Origin of the sequence: Vibrio sp. 10N.286.48.B8, assembly GCF_003050085.1 — a bacterium.
Lineage (GTDB): Bacteria > Pseudomonadota > Gammaproteobacteria > Enterobacterales > Vibrionaceae > Vibrio > Vibrio crassostreae.
The window spans coordinates 156,819-175,401 of the sequence record NZ_PIGD01000008.1 but is presented as its reverse complement, the minus strand read 5'-3'; the positions used below and the strand labels follow the sequence as shown (position 1 = coordinate 175,401).

The window sequence follows — 18,583 nt, the reverse complement described above, 5'->3', positions numbered from 1 at the left end:
GGCGTTATGACTGCTATTTAACTAAAGCTCTAAGCCGATCATCACGATTACTCAGCCCAATTGAACTTGCTGTCGTCGACGCCTTCTTTCTCTTCTTTAGCTCGCTCGCGTCGGTGTTGTTCTTCAACTCGCGCAGCGTCTATCTCTTGCATAATGGCTTCAATATCGGCCAAATCGTCCGTTTCCGTAAACTCGCCTGTTAGCTTGCTGTCTGGCTTTAGGTCGCCTTTCTCGTAAAGCGCCCACATTTCCTTAGCATACTCGGTTTTCGCCAATTCAGGAGCAAACTGAGCGTAATAATCACGGATATTATTGATGTCACGAGCCAACATCCACTCGGCATTATTGTTAGCCGAAGCATCAACCGCTTGCGGTAAATCGATAATTACCGGGCCGTATTCATCCACCAATACGTTGAACTCAGACAAGTCACCATGGATCAAACCAACACACAGCATTTTAACCACATAAGTCATCATCACGGCATGGTCTTCGATCGCTTGCTTTGCTGACATAACGACATCGTTCAAACGTGGGGCAACATAGCCTTCGTCATCAGTGACCAACTCCATAAGCAGCACGCCATCAAAGCAACCATAAGGCACAGGTACACGAACGCCCGCTTCTGCCAGTTTATACAAGGCATCCACTTCAGCGCTTTGCCAAACCTTTTCTTGTTGCTCACGGCCAAAACCAGAACCTTTTTCCATCGCTCTAGCACGGCGGCTGTTTCGTACTTTTCGGCCTTCACGATACGCAGTCGCTTTTTTGAAACTACGTTGGCTAATTTCCTTATATACCTTGGCACAACGGATCGTATCGCCGCAGCGCACAATGTACACCGATGCTTCTTTGCCACTCATGAGTTGGCTTGTCACCTCGTCGACCAAACCATCGTCAACTAAAGGCTGTATTCTTTTAGGTATCTTCATGCCGCCTTTATACATCACTTATCTTACAGATAGAAATATTAACTTAAGAAATGAATGACCAAACGATTAAAGGAACATCAAAATGATAACAAAGGAAGGAAATATCGGTTTACCGGACTTGGCTGATAGAGAATAGTTTGATGTATTCGAGTGTATGAAGACTAAGACTTGTTGCGACGACAACGTTCTGAACAGTAAATAACACCGTCCCAACAACGCTGCCACTTTTTACGCCATGCAAAAGGCTTTTGGCAAACGGGACATGTCTTGGTCGGTAAATGAGGCTTCTTATGCATGGTCGTTTCCTTTTGGATGAGTCCACTTCCTGCGTTTACTGGGGATTCCCTATTACGCTCGTTTCTCACTTTAGGGAGTGACGGCTACTTTTTGAACGCTCCTGACTTTAAGGAGTGGCGGCGGAGTGATTGATAACAGCCCGACTCCGTCATCCTCGAGAAGGAGGAACGACTGAGTCGGGGATCTGCTTTATCTAAACGGATTCGGCTTTATCTGAACCGACTCTGCTCAAATTCAACTAAACCCGCTTAATCCAATCAAGCGACAACCTTGTACTGCTTCTCCATCTCACTCACACCTAAGCCAGAGTGTTTTGTCACTTTAAGCTGAACGGGCACTCGCTCCTTCAGTGCTTCAACGTGGCTAATAACACCAATCATCTTTCCAGACGCATTCAGGTTATCGAGAGCGTTTAGGGCAATGTCCAATGTGTCACTATCAAGGGTGCCGAAACCTTCATCCAAGAACAATGAATCAATACTGGTTTTGTAGCTGACAAGATCAGAAAGCGCTAATGCCAACGCTAAACTCACCAAGAAGCTTTCGCCACCTGATAACGTCTTAGTGTCACGCATCACATCGCCCTGCCATGTGTCCAGCACTTGCAGTTCTAACCCATCGTCGGCTTTACGTTTAAGTTCGTAACGACCATGCAAACGCTGCAACTGCTTATTCGCAAGGTACACCAAATTTTCCAGCGTTAGACCTTGGGCAAACTTACGGAATTTGTCGCCGTTCTTAGAACCAATAAGCGAGTTAAGACGTGAGATATCATCAAACTCGACTTGTTGCTCATCGATTTGCTTGAACAGATCTTGCTGATTGCTGCGGTTCTGGCTATCAGTTTCAAGATTGGCAGAAATCGCGCCGATCTTTGTTGCATGACTTTGTTGTGCGTTTTGGCATTCAGTCGTCGCAAGTTCAACTTGTTGTTGGTCTTGCTCTTGCCATGTTTTAGCATTTTCGTGGTTTTGTAGCTCCACCTCCGTCGCCTTGACAGTGTTCAACCTAGCTTGTGCACTGACAATCGCTTCATCTATAGACTTCTGCAGGCTTTGAAGTTGAGTTCTAACCTCTTCGTCTAATAATGCTGCTTCAAAATCAGCCTCTCCTTCAAATGGGCTAGTTTTCAGCGCTTCTAACCAAGCATTCGACACTTGTGTGTAATTTGACTGCTTGCTGGTCAGCTCTTCAGAGAAGCTGGTGTGTTTAGTTTGCTCGGTTCGATGTTCAAGTTCGCAACGGTTAAGCACCAACTGAGCGGCATCAAATACACTAACCGCTTCAGTGACTTTTTGCTTCATCGCATTACTGGTGGTTTGAATGTCTTTGTCACCAAATAACTTTGTTCTTTCAGCCGTTACACGAGTGAGCTCTGACATTAAAGACTCACTCTCTTGCGTCAGTGTCGCGAGCTCTTTCTCTGCGCTACTTAGCTTGTCATCTAAGGTTTTCAATTCGGCATTTTGAGTAATCAGTTGCTTCTCAATATCGGCCTGTTGCTGTTTGGTTTGCTGCCATGTGCTTGATGCTTGTGATTTCGCAGTAAACCAATCATCAATATGTTCAAGTTCAGGTGCTTCGATAGCGGTTTGAACAATGCTCTCTTTCAACGAATGCCATTGCTGATCTTTCGCTTGAGCTGTCTTAGCTACTTGTTCGTTTGTAATGTGGTTTTGCTTATTCAGATCAGCTAAGCGTTGCTCGGCCAACTCAAGGTTAGATTGCGCCTTGTCAACCATAACACTTACAGACAAGCGTTGTTTCTCAGCTTCCGCATAGTGCGCTTTGGCATCACCCAATGCTTTCAATTGCTGCGAGATCTGACTTAGTTGAAGTTCACACTGCTGAGCAAAGGTCGCGACCGTAGCTTCATTGCCTAAATCGTTAATCGTTAGCAGAGCTAGCTCTGGAGCCGTGCCAGAGAAATCTGATAAGCCCTGTTGAAGCTTACCAACAATGCCTTGCCAATTCAGTTGGGCTTGTTGAATATCCGCTTGTGCACGCAGGATGTCATCGTTAAGCGCTGCAATCATAGGGGCAAGAGAATCTAATTGCTGACGATGCTCTTGGCCTTCTTTCTTAATGGCTGCCAACTCTAGGTTTTCCCGATCTTTTTGCGAGACCAGATTTGCAATATCTTGCGACTGCTCGATCGAATGGTCTGTTGAACCACACAGTGGGCACTCAGATCCAGATTCTAAAGCTGCACGGTATTTCGCTAATTCGCCTTCTTGATCAATCAAACGCGTTAATCGCTCAAGAGACGTCTCTTTCTCTTTATATCGATCCACCAGCACTTCACGTTCTTTCGAAAGTTTGTCGACCAACTGATTGTTAGTTTGATGTGCCTGTGTTTTCGCGTGCAACTGTTGTTGAGCATTTAGGAAGCCACGATTAATTTCCAATAACGAGTGCGTATTGCGATTCCAGAACTCCAGCAGGTCTTTTTGCGCATTCAACACTTGTTCGCTAGTGTTGCCTTGTAAGGCTTCCCATTGCTGCTTGGTATTATTTTCTGTCACAACCGATTCTGCTAATGCTTTGTCTTGCGTTACTTTTACTTCTTGAGCAGTTTTGATAGTCGCTTGCTGAGCATCCACTGCGGACAAAGCTTGCTTCGCTGAGTTTAGTAGTTCTGAATGCTGACGCTCTAGGATACGAACTTGTTCAACTTTGGCTTGCCACTGACCTAAGTATTTTTCTAAATATTGGTCAGCTTGATGTGTATTTAGGTACTCAGTGCTGAGTTGGTCCTGTTGCTTCAGTACCTCTGTTTTTTGGACTATAACAGCCTGTTGATTGCGCTGCTGAGTATGTTGCTCGTTCAGCGTATTCGCTGCATTAACGGCCACAGTTTGTTTATCTTTAAGCACGGCAATTTGGTTATCTAGCGGACGCACTAGATCAATGATCTTCTCTTGATCTTGTTGCTCGCTTTTAACCTGTTCGACAGTCACACCGCTTTGAGTCAGTTTCGCTTGCGCATCTTGCTTTTCTTCATCACGAACAATAAGTAACTTGGTGCTGTTATCTAAGTGAGCTTGAGTAGTGCTCACCTCTTGTTCGCAACGCTTTAAATCTTTGTGCATTGGGCGCAGCTTTTCAGCCGGTTCACTGTTTGCTAAACGCTCGAGTGAAGGTTGATTACGGTCTAGTTCATCTTGAGCTGTTTTAAGATCGTGCTCACTGGTCGCAATAGTTTGCTCAGCTTTGGTCATATCTTTCCACCAGCTTAGATGCGCTTGCCACTCTTTTAACTGCTCAGACAAACGCTTCTGCTCGGCTTCTAACGTTTCTCGATCTGCGGTTAGCTCTTGGATTTGCTCTTCAGACAGCAAACTCACACCCTCAGCTTTTGCTTTGAGGTGATTAAGCGATTCCTCGCTAGACTTGAAATGATCGTAGATACGCTCGGAAATCAGGCTATAGACTTCTGTTCCCGTCAGCTCTTCAAGTAGCTCTGCACGGTCGTTAGCATTGGCATTAAGAAATGCCGCAAATTCACCCTGTGACAGCATGATGGATTTGGTGAAGCGAGAAAAATCGAGACCGGTTACCTGCTCCACCAACTTGGTCTTCTTGGTCAGCATGGTTTCTAATACTTTGTCGGTGTCAGCATCCGAAAATTCACACGTTGGCGTTTGTAATGCGCCATCGTGTTTTCCGCGCGCTCGCTTTTGATGGAAGTTAGAGCGGTATGTTTTGCCCTGCACTTCAAATTCAAGCTCGGCGAAACACTCGCCTGTACCACGCGTCATTAATTCATTATTGCCTTTAGCAATGCTTTTCAAACGTGGAGTGCGGTGGAACAGTGCCAAACAAATAGCATCAAGAATGGTGGTTTTGCCCGCCCCTGTTGGGCCAGTAATCGCGAACAAACCGTTTTCGGCAAACGGTGATTGAGTAAAATCGAGTTTCCAACGCCCTTTCAAAGAGTTCAGGTTTTCAAATTCTAGACTTAAAATCTTCATACTGGTTACTCTTCTACTTTATTTGGCGCTTGAGCGCTCTCAGACACTTCAACCATCACTTGTTTAAACTTCATCGTCATTCGCTCTAAGCGCGCTTTTTCAGAATCGGTTTCAAACTCTTCTAAGGCAATACGCTTGCTAAACACGTCCATCGGGCTCAGTTCAGATAAGGTTTCTGCCGACTCTTGCTCTAATGCTTGATTACGACGCTCTCTTGCTCGGCGTAATTGAAGTACTTCCACATTCAAACCTTCGGTTAGTGTTCGCATACGTTCTTGGAGATCTGAAAGGTAATCTTGCGCTTGCACTTCAATCGACAACCAAACGCTCAGTTCCCCATCTAAGCCAATGTATTGGTTCAGTTGTGATTCAATTTCGCTCAAGTCGCCTTTGATTTCAGCAAGCGGTTGGAATGTTGGAACAGCTAGTTGAGAAATGGTGCGCACGCCTTCTACAAACTCAACCACACATACTTGCTTCTGAGATTTAAGCTCATCGAAACTTAGTGGGATTGGAGAGCCGCAGTAACGAATGTATTCGCGCTTTGCTACCACTTGTGGGCGGTGGATATGACCAAGTGCAATATAGTCTGCGTCTGGGAAGCCATCAGCGGCAAAACCATCAAGGTTGCCGACATAGATGTCGCGTACCGAATCCGATTGTTGAACCCCCATCGCCGTTAAGTGACCGGTGGCGATAATCGGCATGTGTTCGCTATTTTTAAACGTTGCGCGTTTTTCTACAGCGGCATCATAAACACTTTGGTAGTGCTGTTTGATTGCATCGCCAAGTTGCTTCTGACGCGCAACACCAGTGACACCCGCCTGGCTGGTCAACACATCGCGAGGGCGAATAAAAGGAATAGCACAAACCAGCGCTTCTACATCGCCATTCTTGCCTTTGAGTTCAACAACCTGAGTCGCATGATCTTCATTGGTATTAGGAATCACGTCTGCACCCATGTACTTCAATAATTGCTGTGTCTCTTTCAGCACAGAGACTGAGTCATGATTTCCACCCAATAACACCAACTGGCAGCCGATCTTGTTCGAATCGACCACAAACTTGTTATACATCTCACGAGCGTAACTCGGCGGTGTACTGGTATCGAAAATATCGCCAGCAACAATGATCGCGTCGATGTCGTGCTCTGTAACTTGCTCAAGTAACCATTGTAAAAACCGTTCATGTTCATTCTTACGGCTTTTATTGTAGAAGTTTTGGCCAAGGTGCCAATCGGACGTGTGAAGAATCTTCATTGCTGCTCACTAGAAGTATGTAATGCCTTTAATCTACCAAAATAGTCGACATAATTCCCTTTTATAAGCTTGTGAAAACCAACTAATTTTACGCTTGAACGTCTCATAAGTTATAGCTACAAAAAAGCCGCTCATAATCAGAGCGGCTTTCGTATCAACGATACGCAGTTTCGGGGCTCAACACGCCTTAGAAATTGTAAGAAGCACCCAGTGTTACTGTGCTAAATGCCACGTCTCGACTGCTTAGACGTATTTTGTTCCCATTGATGTATGCGTAGTTTTCAATGTTTACTGCATCCGCTTGAGAAATCAGGCGAAGTGTTAAGTTTTCTACTGGGGTGTATTCCACACCAACGCCGAAGCGGAAACCTGCACCTGAATCGTCGCCATAGAAAGCACCGTTGCTTGAATTTAGATCAACGTAGCTTAAGCCTGCCAATACAAATGGACGGATTGAGTTGTCAAACGTGTAGCCCACATTTGCTGCAACAGACAAAGACGTTGGTGAAAGGAGTTTAGTACCAAATTTTTCGTAATCGGCGTAATCCGTGTAACCAAGTTCGATACCAACGATGCGGTTAAATTGGTAACCACCATAAAGGCTGTACCCCATGCTTTCAGCATCTAAATTGCCTCCGCCATCAGTATCTAAGTCTTGATACACACCAAGGCCTGCGCCAATGTATGGACCACCCTCAACACCAGCAGCAAATGTAGGAAGTGAAACCAAGCCAACTAGACTCAATAGAAATGTTGATTTAAGCATGAAAATACCCTTTTTAGTTTGTCCCACAGCACCGTTCATCAACTATTAATAGGTTTCCGACACTATTCCAACGGTTGCGATACTGTTTAAATAAATTATTCAAGCGACTCCTAACAAACAATAAAACACTGTTCATTTACGAAGTGATTGGGAAATTATCACGACAACTTTCATTCACCAAGCGAATAATTAGCGAATCTTATACAGTCTTATTTATGAGACAAAATAGAGCAAAAGCAAAAAAACAACTAAGAGTTACAATATCCACATTGCACCTATCATTAAAAAGGTCTTTTAAATCAGTAATTTAATCACATATTCAGTCATATAGAGTGGCTTATATATTCTAGCTATTACTTAACTCTCCCCTTCCTAGAAAACAAAAAGCTCACACTATTGATTAATAGAGTGAGCTTTATTTTATCCTTTCTAACCATTCAGAATGAGATCCTGTTAAATTATATTTAAAATAATGAATATAATATTAATGAGCTTCAGTAAGGCTTGCCAAATAAGTATTCGTTAAATAGAAACCACTAAACTTCTCCACAAAGTCTTGAGGTACCGTTTTCTCCGTTAAGCCCGACTTAATCAAAGCGGCCTGCCACGCTTGCACTTTAGGGAATCCTTCGAGCATATCAAAGCCTGACCCCTCATTAATTACTGACGCGCGGTGCAACAGTGGTAGCCAAGCAATGTCGACATTAGATATATAATCCCCTTTAAATAATTCTGTATTGCCTAACTTGTTTTCGGCTTTTAGGAAGGCTTTTTGAAGGTTCGCTAAACGTGTTTCAAAAGTCTCTTTGTCTTTACTTCCCATTGTGCCGCATTGTGGCATGTAATGTTTACTCGCCTGATAAGACCAAGCACGATCTAATGCTTTTTGCTCGGCAGACACCTCTTCTATCGGCGCGTATTTATCGTCCAGGTATTCGACAATTGCATCTGACTCAAAAAGAACCGTGTCATTTTCTGTAATCAATACTGGCACTTGTCCGTTTGGCGAAATATCTAGGAACCATTGAGGTTTATTGTTTAGCTCAATGTATTCAATTTCAAATGGGACATTTTTCATTACCAAAGCACCCATTACACGTTGAACGAATGGGCAGTTTTTAAAGCTAACAAGTTTAATCATGGTTTACTCGAATTAGGTCATTAATTTGTATTTGTACCCCTAAGACGAACGCCAAAACCGAAAGACGAAAAATAATTCTATTTTTTTGGAAATAATTAAATGCGGAGATAACTAAAGACAGTCACTTTAGATAGGAACTTTAATTAGTAACTCTAGGTAGGAGCTTTAGACCATATGTTTGAATGCCTAATTACGCGCAGCTAGACGATCAAAGATAATGCAATAGACGCCATGATCACGCCAACGACAAATTCCAACACCTTCCACGCTCTCGGGTTCTTAAACATTGGAGCCAAGAAGCGTGCGCCATATCCAAGTGAAAAGAAGAACACAAACGACGCCGATACGGCACCAGCACCAAACAACATTTGATTAGGTTGATATTGAGTTGAGATAGAACCCAGCAATACCACAGTATCCAAATACACATGCGGATTAAGCCAAGTGAACGCCAAACACATCGCCATCGCTTTAGTTAATGAGTCTTTGGTTTCAGCAGTGGCTTCTAAGGCGTGATTTTCAGTGAATGCTGAACGGAAGCTTAAGAATGAATAGACACCCAAAAAGATAGCCCCACCATAACGGGCGAACTGCTCAATTTGTGGGAATTGCTTAACGATTGCGCCGAAGCCTGTTACACCAAAACTAATGAGTAAGACATCAGAAATTGCACATACAGCGCAAACTGCCAATACGTGTTGATTCTTTAGACCTTGCTTTAAAACAAACGCATTTTGAGAACCAATCGCAAGGATTAGCGAAAGCCCAAGGGAGAAACCAGCAAAATAAGTCGTCATAGAATGTACTTCGAATCGGTTAGAATAATCATAAGTTACTATAAAACAGAGTAATTTTTCATAAAATTTACAATATGATCACATTAGCGTTACACAGCACAAAACCAAAATCTTTAATTTGCAACTGAATGCATACCAGGGCTACTTTCTGTTTTCGATTTTAGGAATGTAATCAAAGGAAGAAACATGATTAAAAAGCTGTGTTCAACACTGATAATTTGGGCAATAGCCAGCCAAGCACTCGCAACATCACTTTACTATATAAACCGCACTGACAAACCCATATTGATAAACTTTTCAGTAGACTCCAGTGCGCCTGTCAGTAATGGTTACCAATACAGGTTAACAGGAAATGACTTAGTAATTTGGCCCTATCAAAAAGCTAAAGTGGCTGATTTTAATCGATATTATGGGATTGTGAATGGCGCTACATATGATTACTTTCTGACAATATCACGATTGACTGATGAGGGAACATGGGAAGCCAAACCGCAAGAACCCGTTGCTCAACTTAAGTTGGTTGGTCATAGTTCAGGTACAACGCTGTCTTATGGGTATAAAGATCAAGGGATGATGACCGACTACAACCCATATATTCTTCATCGTTATAACCAAGATGGATATCACTCTGAGTTCGGTGTTAAGGCTATATACACGTCAGGTTTCGACGACGTTGAATTTGTAGTCTCAGAACATACGATCAATGATTTTGATCAAGACCCAAATACCTTGAACGTTGGGTCATATAACCTATGGATGCTCCCCGGCGTATCATCAAACATTACAAGTCGTGCAAGTGTCTTGGACCAAACTCTCTCCGGATATGACGTACTCACACTTCAAGAAGCTTTTTCTTCAGACCGAGAGATCCTATTCAACGCTCTAGCAGAGGAATATGCATTTAGAACAGAGGTAGTAGGAGGTGGCACTAGTGCGATGTACGACGGAGGCGTGGTCACTTTTAGTCGCTATCCAATTATTGAAACCGACAGTATAGTTTTTGAACACTGCTCCGGGACTGATTGTTACGCAGATAAAGGCGTCGTCTACACAAAAATCGACAAAGATGGTCAGATATACCATATATTCAACACGCACCTAGCATCATTCAATACGCCTGCGGCCAAAAGACTAAGACGCTTACAGCTAGGGCTGATGCGAACCTTTATGCTGACTAAAGGCATACCTTCCAACGAAGCGGTTATCTATGCTGGAGACTTCAATATCGATAAAAATAGCGACTTCGTGGAATACCTTCTAATGCTAGCTACGTTGGATGTTGATCCTCCAGAATTCAGAGGCTACACCAATGCAACCTTTGACCCGACGATTAACCCGTATGCCGCTTATAAGTATTCAGGTGGCGCTGATGTAGAGTATCTGGATTACGTTTTTGTTAGCAGAGTGCATAGACGAGCAACAAGTAATACTAATACGGTCAAGCTTCATCAAAGGTTGAGCTCTGACACTTGGGGAAGTTGGCACCTTTCAGACCATTTTGCCGTCAACGGAAACTTTGAATTTAGCTCTCACGACGACTAAGCTCCTTGATCTTGGCTCTTTCAAAAGCACTTCAATAGCTGAGTGAGAGCCAAAACCACCCCCTGCAATTAACATACTAATCAATTGATTCTAAACACCTTTAATCCCAATTCTTAATTTTATAAATATTGGTTTTATTAATAGAATTTAGCTCAAACTTTGAGACTTTAAAATCGATCACAGTGAGACCTTCCTACCATTTCATTGATCAAATGAATGATACAAGTCTGATTGCATATTATCTTTTGATTGCTTTTGAGCGGGCATTTCCCTCTCACGAACTGACTGCGTGCTTTCATAAAGCTTCGCTAAGGAGTCAGTTCTAGTCGCACAACTATTCAGTCTCACAATGATAAGGATGCAACACAGATGAATCACGGACACAGACTTACCACGCTTTCTTTAGCTATTATGGCTTCGGCTCAAGTATCTGCCTCGGCTCTTAATGAGAGTAGCCCAGAGCCACAACCTGCCAACTCACCTTTCATCCAAGATGTAAAAGGGACAATTGTTGAGGATTACTCGCGAGAAACTATTCTACCTTCATTTTTCTCAATGAGAATGATGAGCAACGCTGATGAACAGCGCGGTGATTGGTTTAACTTAACGGCAAGCTACACAAGAATTCAGGGTGTGGGTTCTGATGTGGTATATGACTACTTGATGCCCCCTCTTCAACCACAACCAGTCATCGTTGCCGTTCTTGATTCAGGTGTCGACGTTGAACACGAAGATCTCAAAAACAAACTTTGGACCAATGAAGACGAGATCCCAGACAACGGGATTGACGATGATGGCAATGGTTACATTGACGATGTCCACGGCTGGAACTTTTTGGGTAACTCGTTAGGCATTAACGTTGACCAAGACACACTAGAAGTCACTAGAGAATACAAAAAGTACCTTGAGTTAAAAGAGAACGGACATTGGATTCCGCGTAAGAAGCGTGAGTATTATCAAGATGTTGAATCCGATTACTTGTCGTCTCTAAAAGATGACCAAGATGCGTTGAATCGTGTAACGACAGCAACTGACCAAGCCAATGAGTTCAAAGAACAGATTCTTCAGTTCGTCGATCAAAAAGACTTTTCTACTAACGGTCTGAAAACACTGTTAGATAGTGAGAATGCTAGCGTCGTTACTGCAGCTGAAGGGCTTTTGAGTGTGTTTGATTCATGGTATTCATTTGAATATCTGGAATCACGTCGTAGCCGTTACCAAGACTCTCTGGATTTCCATCTTAACTTAGAGCTCGACACGCGTGGCGATATTGTTTGGGATGACATCTCGAACCCTTGGGAAAAAGGCTACGGCAACAACGATGTGAAAGGCCCTGTTGGTTCGCACGGTACACACGTTGCTGGAATCATCGCTGCAGAGCGTAACAACTCAGTGGGTATTGATGGTGTGGCAGATCATGCTCAAATCATGGCGGTACGTATGGTGCCAAATGGCGATGAGCGGGACAAGGACATTGCCAATGCAGTGCGTTACGCCGTCGATAATGGCGCGAAGATCATTAACATGAGCTTTGGTAAAAGCTACTCGCCACGTAAATACATCGTCGACCACGCATTCCGTTACGCGGCTCGTAAAGGCGTTTTGATCGTTCACTCTGCGGGGAACAGCCGTAACGATAACGACATCAAACCAAGCTTTCCAAACCGCTACGCGAAGCACTACCGTTCAAAGCCTATTTCAACATGGTTAGATGTGGGTGCATCAGCAAAATATGCCGACGAAACGTTAGTGGCGAGCTTTAGTAACTTCGGCCAGAAATCAGTTGATGTGTTTGCACCTGGGTACCGCATTTTATCAACCACTCCGGGAAACACCTACGGTTCGAAAAGTGGCACAAGTATGGCTGCACCTGTCGTGTCCGGCGTCGCGGCATTAGTTTGGTCTCGCTACCCTGACCTATCCGTCAAAGAGCTTAAGGCAATGTTGATGGGCGAATCGAAAGTCTACCCAGAGCTGTTAGTTAAAAAGCCTTCTAGCCCTGAAGATTTGGTTCCGTTCAACACACTTTCTATCTCAGGAAGTATTGTGGATGCTGAAGCTATTTTCGCAGAGCTAGAAAATCGCTAACGTTTTAGCCATTGGTCATTGACCAGATAATCGTCATTCCCTAAAGCGAGGTACGAGCGTGATAGGGAATGTCTCTTTGCGGTTAGAGATTCCACATACCTCGTCCCTCGGTTCTGGAATGACGCTGGGGAATCAAGTCACCCCAGTTCTGGAATGACGAGAGGAAATAGCGTAAATATTGTATTCGTCATTTCTGACTACAGAAGCTACAACCCCGTCACTCTCTAAAGCGAGGTACACCCCCTCCGTCATTCCCTACAGTGAGGAACGAACGTGATAGGGAATATCTCTTTGCGATGTAGTCACTTCTAACACAATTCGATACTCATAAACTGGCTGTGCGGGTCCAATATATAATCTGCAAATGGTTCACAGTATCCAAAGCCAAACTTTTCATACAGGTTACGCGCTGCCTTAAAGTAGTCTTCTGAACCTGTCTCTAAACTGATTGTCTGATACTTGCGAATGGCTGCGGTATCCAATACATGTTGTAAAAGTTGGCTAGCAACACCTGACTTTCGAGCAAACTGTGAGGTTCTCATCGATTTGAGTTCAGCGTGTTGGGTATTTAACTCTTTAATCGCAACACACCCAAGCAATTGACTGTCTTTCCAAGCACTAAAAAAGGTAATCTCTGGCGACTTGAGCCCATCCAGATCCAGAGCATGAACACTTTCGGGTGGTGATGTTGCGTACATATCAGCGAGATGCTCTTCTAGTTAGCCTATTACTTCCCCACCCGATAAGTCATCAAGCTTGATGATTATTGAAGTACCGATTTCCACAGAGTCCTTTGCGTTTGGTGCTGATTCCATTGTCTTAACTTTCCTTGTTTAGCTCGCTTATTTAGCTTTAATTACTGATCTACTTTCCTGAATTGTTTCCTTTTCAAGAACTGGATTAAAACCAGTAAAATTACTGATTTATCATAAAATTTTAAATGTCACACTTAGTTTACCTAGATACCATAATTTTCCAATCTAGTCTCGTCATAAAAGAGCTCCGCAAAGACCTTGGGGTCGCTACATCGAGTGAGAAAAACCTATTTCAGTTAACGAATAAGTAATCCGGTAGATATGAGTATTCAACTAGATTTAACCACCACTTTGGCCTGTCAAAACTTCGACTCAGCACAAGGGTGTATGACACTTCAAGATCATCGAGTTGTTGATGTCGACAACGAGATCGCTCAAATCTTTGGTTATAAAAACCGTGGTGAGTTATTACGCAATGTTGATTTTGTATATGCCTTGGTACCTGATAGTTACCAAAATCTAGCCAAGCAACGCTATCTAGAAGCAATAAAAGGCAAGCTTAAGAAAGGAAAATTGTACACAGACATTCCCGCTCATGGCCGTAATATCTCCATATTTTGCTTATCGCACATTGTTGAATTGAATAACAAGCCCGCTCTTAAAGTGAACATCATTGACATCACCTCTGTGGTAGAAGCGCAACGTCAACGCCACGAAACCGATCGTATGTATAGAAAGCTACTCAGTACATCGAAGCAAGGCATTTTGATTCATAGAAACTTCAAACCTTTGATGGTTAACCAAGCTTGGGTTGAACAACAAGGTGCCAAATCTATTGAGCAAGTGCTTGCGATGGATTCAATCATTTCAATCATTCCTGAAGCAGAGCGACCAATTGCAATCAGACGTTACGAGAGCATTCTCAATGGCAACACACCCAACTTCAGTTCCGTGGTTACCAACCATTGCTTTGATGACTCCTACAAATACTTCAATCTCTATGACAACGTGATTAACTGGGAAGGTGAAGACGCCATTCAAGTCATTCTTGAAGAAGTGACAGATAAAGTATTGTTGGAAAAAGAATTACTGCATCGTGCTATGCATGACGACTTAACGCAGGCACTCAATCGTCGGGCGATTTATGATTGGATAAAGAAGCCAATGAATAAGAGAGTCGAAATATCTTGTATGTTGATTGACATTGATGACTTTAAGTTGATAAACGATCAGTTTGGTCACACCGTTGGTGACACTGTCATTAAGCACTTAGCTGACACTATAAAAACTCACGTTGAATTACTCCATGGCGTAGTGGGACGCTGGGGCGGTGAAGAGTTTATTGTGTTCATTCCGAATGCGAAACCTGCGTATACCCAAATCATTGGTGAACGTATTTGTCATGCATTTAATCAACATATTTTTATTGGTGCTAATCGCCGTCCGTTTAGGTCCAGTGTCAGTATTGGAATGACCAGTCGATGTATTTGTCATTCCTCGAACTCAGTCAATACTCTCATTAAAGTCACCGATGACGCACTTTATAGAGCAAAAGCAAACGGTAAAAACCAAGTTTCAGTAAATTATGAATCGGTTTGTATCGAAGCGTGTTCGTAACGGCTGAAGCTATCTCGCTTTGATGATATTTTTCCATACTCCTAACAGTGAATCATCAGTGTTTAGTTAGTAACAAAGTTGGAATTAAAGTGCATGAGCATGTTGAATATTTTATTGCGAATTCCACATTTCGGTATATGATGCGCCACCCCAATTTTTTCAGCAAATGCTGCAGGCAAACATGTCCGCCAACGCGCTCTATACCGACCTATCGGGTTACTATGATTTAATGTGTGTTGATATTGACTACCAAGCGCAAAGTCACTGCGTTCGTAGGCTACATCAGATTTTTGGAAATGAAGGAAAAACTCACCTAGACCTCGGTTGTGGTACTGGCCCACACGTTCGTCACTTTATTGATTATGGTTATCAAAGTAACGGGCTTGACTTAAACCAACCCATGTTAGATATCGCTCAACTACGCTGCCCTGAAGCTAGCTTTTCTGTGCAGAACATGAGTAATTTTGAAGTCTCTGAGCCGTTCGACCTTATTACTTGTTTCTTGTATTCGATCCACTACAACGATGGCATCGAGAAGTTAAAAGAGTGCATTGCTAACGTTCACAAAGCGCTAAAACAAGGCGGTGTTTTCTGCTTTAACGTTGTCGATAAAGATAAGATCAGCAATGATCTGTTTGTTCGACACACCACAAACCAAGAACAAGATGATTTTACCTTCCGATCGGGTTGGTATTACTCTGGTGAGGGTGATAAGCAAGCGCTAATGCTTAGTATCGAAAAAACGACTGCAGGTGAAACTCAAGTTTGGAATGATGAACACCCGATGGTGGCATTCTCGTTTAAGGAGTTAATCGAGATATTGAAGCCATACTTTGAGGTTAATATCTTCGAGCACGATTACGACAAGCTGATTCCTTGGGATACTCAGTCCGGCAATGCGCTGATCACGTGTGTGAAAATCTAGAGAAGTCGATACGCAGCAAATTAGTCTATACACATAGATCAACAAAGAACCCATATTTGCCTTTATTTTTATCGCGTATCCAATATCACATTGCGTCATAGTGTTATCTAAGGTGATATAAAGTACCGAGTTTGAGATCAAGACGGTTATCAAAGTTCTAAATCAGAAATGTTTAAACATAAAAAAGAGAGGCACAATGGCCTCTCTTTGATCGTCTACTTTATATTGCTAGCGTTAAACTATAAGACTAAAGCTTTGTCCAAGCGTCCTGCCAGTACTGGCTGTCACCAGGAGCATAAGACGCGCTTGCACACCAAGCCGTGTATGGCCAAGGCTTACATTCGTATAGACCATCGTCAGTGCCTACCACGATGTCGCCCGCTTTATAGTTCGTTCCTGCTTCGTACGGAGGGTAATCACCTGGAGGTGGCGTTGTACCGCCCTCTTCTTTGATAGCGAATGAATTATCGACCATCACCATTTCACCGTCTGTCGCAGTACCAACCACTTCAAGCTGGTACTGACCTTCTGCAACATCACTCAGCTCCATAGTAATCGTGCGGCTATCAGTTAGATTCACGTTAGTCTGTTCAACAACAGTATCCGAGCTATTGCTCACCGTTGCGGTGACATCAAGCGCTTCGTTTGACGCTAGTGTGAACTGTAAACGTACATTGCCATTATCTAGAATGTATTCCGACTGAAGACCAGATACATTTAGCTCTAAATCACCACCTGGATCAGGGTTGCCGCCACATGAACTGTCTGACGCTTTTCTCCAAACGCCCCACTCACCTGTCGTTCCCGGCTCCTCGCCACGAGTATACCAACCTGCAACCCACGTTGCTCCATCATGCGATACTTGGTCACCTTCAACATAAACGGTGTCGGCATCCCATGCAGCAGCACAGTTAGAACCATCCGTCACAGACACTTTACGGTCAGCGGTTACAGTTTGGTTCGCGCTATCTGTTACGCTATACACAAGCGTGTAGTTACCTATCTCATTCACATCGACACTACCAGTGTGTGTAATTGAACTTGTTAGGTCACCGTCTTCAGCATCATTTGCTGTAACACCCGCCATTGGGTCGAATGGGTTACCGAGTACGATAGTAGTATCCGACACGCCATCGAAAACAGGTTTTTGGCTGTAAACTTCTACCGTTCTAGCCTTGGTTGTCTCATTGTTGTCACTGTCTTTCACACGGTAAGTCAGTACATAAGTACCTATAACACTGGTTTCGACATAACCTTCAACATCGATCGATGAAGTTAAATCACCATCTTCTTTATCTGTTGCTGTTACGCCTTCCATTGGATCAAATGCAGTGCCATGAAGAACACGCGTATTCTCAACACCTTTCAATACAGGCTCACCTTCAACTGGTGGCGGTGTCACTTGGCCGTGAACAAATGGACCATAGTCTTTAATGAATTGTTCGTTGTATGCTTGACCCGCTTTGTTAGTGCCCATATCCCAGTTGATAGACCAAGTCATTACGCCGCGTAAAGGCTGCCCCTGCGCCGTTAGGCTATCAAACGCGTCGTATAAGTCTTGTGGCTCTTGCACAAAACCCGTCGCTGCAGCATCGATACTTGAAGGAATACCGAACACGAGCTTGTCATGTGGGATCTTGTGGAAACCACGCGTTCCATTGATAAGAGAATCAGAGATGTAGTAGATGAACTCTTCTTTTAACGCATCGTTATTTTGTGCTATCCAACCCACACCTTCAACCCAGATACCATCGCCACCTTGGTTGTAGAATTGTGGGTTGATCCAGTCGTAGTAGCCTTCTAGATTATCGATATAAGGAACGTACTTACCGCCTGTCGTTAGATACGGGAACTCAGGCGCCATAGTAATAAGGAAGTTTTTACCTTCTGCGCGGTAGTGGTCTTTCACTAGCTTAAGCGCATCTGGAATCACGGTTTGGTTATTTGCAGCGGTGACGGCCGCTTGCTCGAGGTCGATATCTAGACCGTCAAAACCATAACGTTCCGTAAGACGAATGATCTCATCAGCAAAGGCTCTTTGATCACCGGTTTCTAGCTCTACGTGTGCATCAGCACCACCCAAAGCCAAAAGTACAGAGCGACCTTGCTTGTTGAGTTCAGAGATTTGGTCAATAAATTGTTCTTCTGAAAGCCCAATCGTTGGGTCCAGTTTAAAAGTTGGGATTCGACCATCTGTCACATCGTAAACCTTCATGAATGACACATTCACGATGTTGTACATTGGGTTCACTTCATCTAGCGTCACACACGGCGCATTACCACCTTGGTAGCCGCCACCGTCACACCAGTTATGCCAATAGCCAACTACGACGCCTGAATCTGGATTCGTCATATCTGAACCATTCGCATAAACAGCGCCAGACATAGCCGCCATGCCGACCGATACTGCTAATTGTAGAGCTTTACGTTTTAACATTAGTCCCACTTCCTTACTTAACAGCTGTGCCAATCACAACCGAACCAATTCAT

Annotated in this window: 12 protein-coding genes and 1 pseudogene; 4 read left to right on the top strand and 9 right to left on the bottom strand. The window is 43.5% G+C overall.

Going from position 1 to position 18,583, the window contains the following annotated elements; all coding sequences use genetic code 11:
- Positions 1–47: 47 nt before the first annotated feature.
- The 7 genes from CWO08_RS11780 to CWO08_RS11750 form a co-directional block, all read right to left on the bottom strand.
- On the bottom strand, positions 48–932 hold the full coding sequence (locus tag CWO08_RS11780) for a PA4780 family RIO1-like protein kinase (RefSeq protein WP_102479319.1): 885 nt from the start codon (positions 930–932) through the stop codon (positions 48–50).
- Between the two features lie 161 nt (positions 933–1,093).
- Positions 1,094–1,228 carry a DUF2256 domain-containing protein gene (locus CWO08_RS11775; RefSeq protein ID WP_080967357.1) on the bottom strand — a complete coding sequence of 45 codons (135 nt, stop codon included), beginning with the start codon at positions 1,226–1,228 and terminating at the stop codon, positions 1,094–1,096.
- Positions 1,229–1,486: 258 nt separating this feature from the next.
- Positions 1,487–5,203 (bottom strand): AAA family ATPase, encoded by a 3,717-nt coding sequence (locus tag CWO08_RS11770; protein WP_108020494.1) that lies wholly within the window; start codon positions 5,201–5,203, stop codon positions 1,487–1,489.
- A gap of 5 nt (positions 5,204–5,208) precedes the next feature.
- Positions 5,209–6,462, bottom strand: coding sequence for an exonuclease subunit SbcD (gene sbcD / locus CWO08_RS11765; RefSeq protein WP_108020493.1), 1,254 nt, complete (start codon positions 6,460–6,462; stop codon positions 5,209–5,211).
- Positions 6,463–6,649: 187 nt separating this feature from the next.
- Complete coding sequence (locus CWO08_RS11760; RefSeq protein ID WP_108020504.1) at positions 6,650–7,228, bottom strand: porin family protein; 579 nt, start codon at positions 7,226–7,228, stop codon at positions 6,650–6,652.
- Between the two features lie 484 nt (positions 7,229–7,712).
- Positions 7,713–8,369, bottom strand: coding sequence for a glutathione S-transferase family protein (locus tag CWO08_RS11755; protein WP_108020492.1), 657 nt, complete (start codon positions 8,367–8,369; stop codon positions 7,713–7,715).
- A 200-nt stretch (positions 8,370–8,569) separates the two neighbouring features.
- Entirely contained in the window at positions 8,570–9,166 is a 597-nt protein-coding gene (locus CWO08_RS11750; protein ID WP_102479694.1) for a LysE/ArgO family amino acid transporter, read from the bottom strand.
- A gap of 186 nt (positions 9,167–9,352) precedes the next feature.
- Between CWO08_RS11750 and CWO08_RS11745 the strand changes: the two genes are divergently transcribed.
- Positions 9,353–10,708: a sphingomyelin phosphodiesterase gene (locus tag CWO08_RS11745; protein ID WP_108020491.1), complete on the top strand. Its 1,356-nt coding sequence runs from the start codon at positions 9,353–9,355 to the stop codon at positions 10,706–10,708.
- Between the two features lie 369 nt (positions 10,709–11,077).
- Positions 11,078–12,796 (top strand): S8 family peptidase, encoded by a 1,719-nt coding sequence (locus tag CWO08_RS11740; RefSeq protein WP_108020490.1) that lies wholly within the window; start codon positions 11,078–11,080, stop codon positions 12,794–12,796.
- A gap of 308 nt (positions 12,797–13,104) precedes the next feature.
- Here CWO08_RS11740 and CWO08_RS11735 read toward each other — a convergent pair.
- A pseudogene (locus CWO08_RS11735) lies at positions 13,105–13,611 on the bottom strand (GNAT family N-acetyltransferase).
- Between the two features lie 261 nt (positions 13,612–13,872).
- Between CWO08_RS11735 and CWO08_RS11730 the strand changes: the two are divergent.
- On the top strand, positions 13,873–15,168 hold the full coding sequence (locus tag CWO08_RS11730; protein WP_108020489.1) for a sensor domain-containing diguanylate cyclase: 1,296 nt from the start codon (positions 13,873–13,875) through the stop codon (positions 15,166–15,168).
- 181 nt (positions 15,169–15,349) lie between these two features.
- Positions 15,350–16,093 (top strand): class I SAM-dependent methyltransferase, encoded by a 744-nt coding sequence (locus tag CWO08_RS11725; RefSeq protein WP_258185326.1) that lies wholly within the window; start codon positions 15,350–15,352, stop codon positions 16,091–16,093.
- Between the two features lie 247 nt (positions 16,094–16,340).
- Here the strand turns inward: CWO08_RS11725 and CWO08_RS11720 are convergent, their stop codons facing one another.
- Positions 16,341–18,530 carry an immunoglobulin-like domain-containing protein gene (locus CWO08_RS11720; RefSeq protein ID WP_108020487.1) on the bottom strand — a complete coding sequence of 730 codons (2,190 nt, stop codon included), beginning with the start codon at positions 18,528–18,530 and terminating at the stop codon, positions 16,341–16,343.
- Positions 18,531–18,583: the final 53 nt, after the last annotated feature.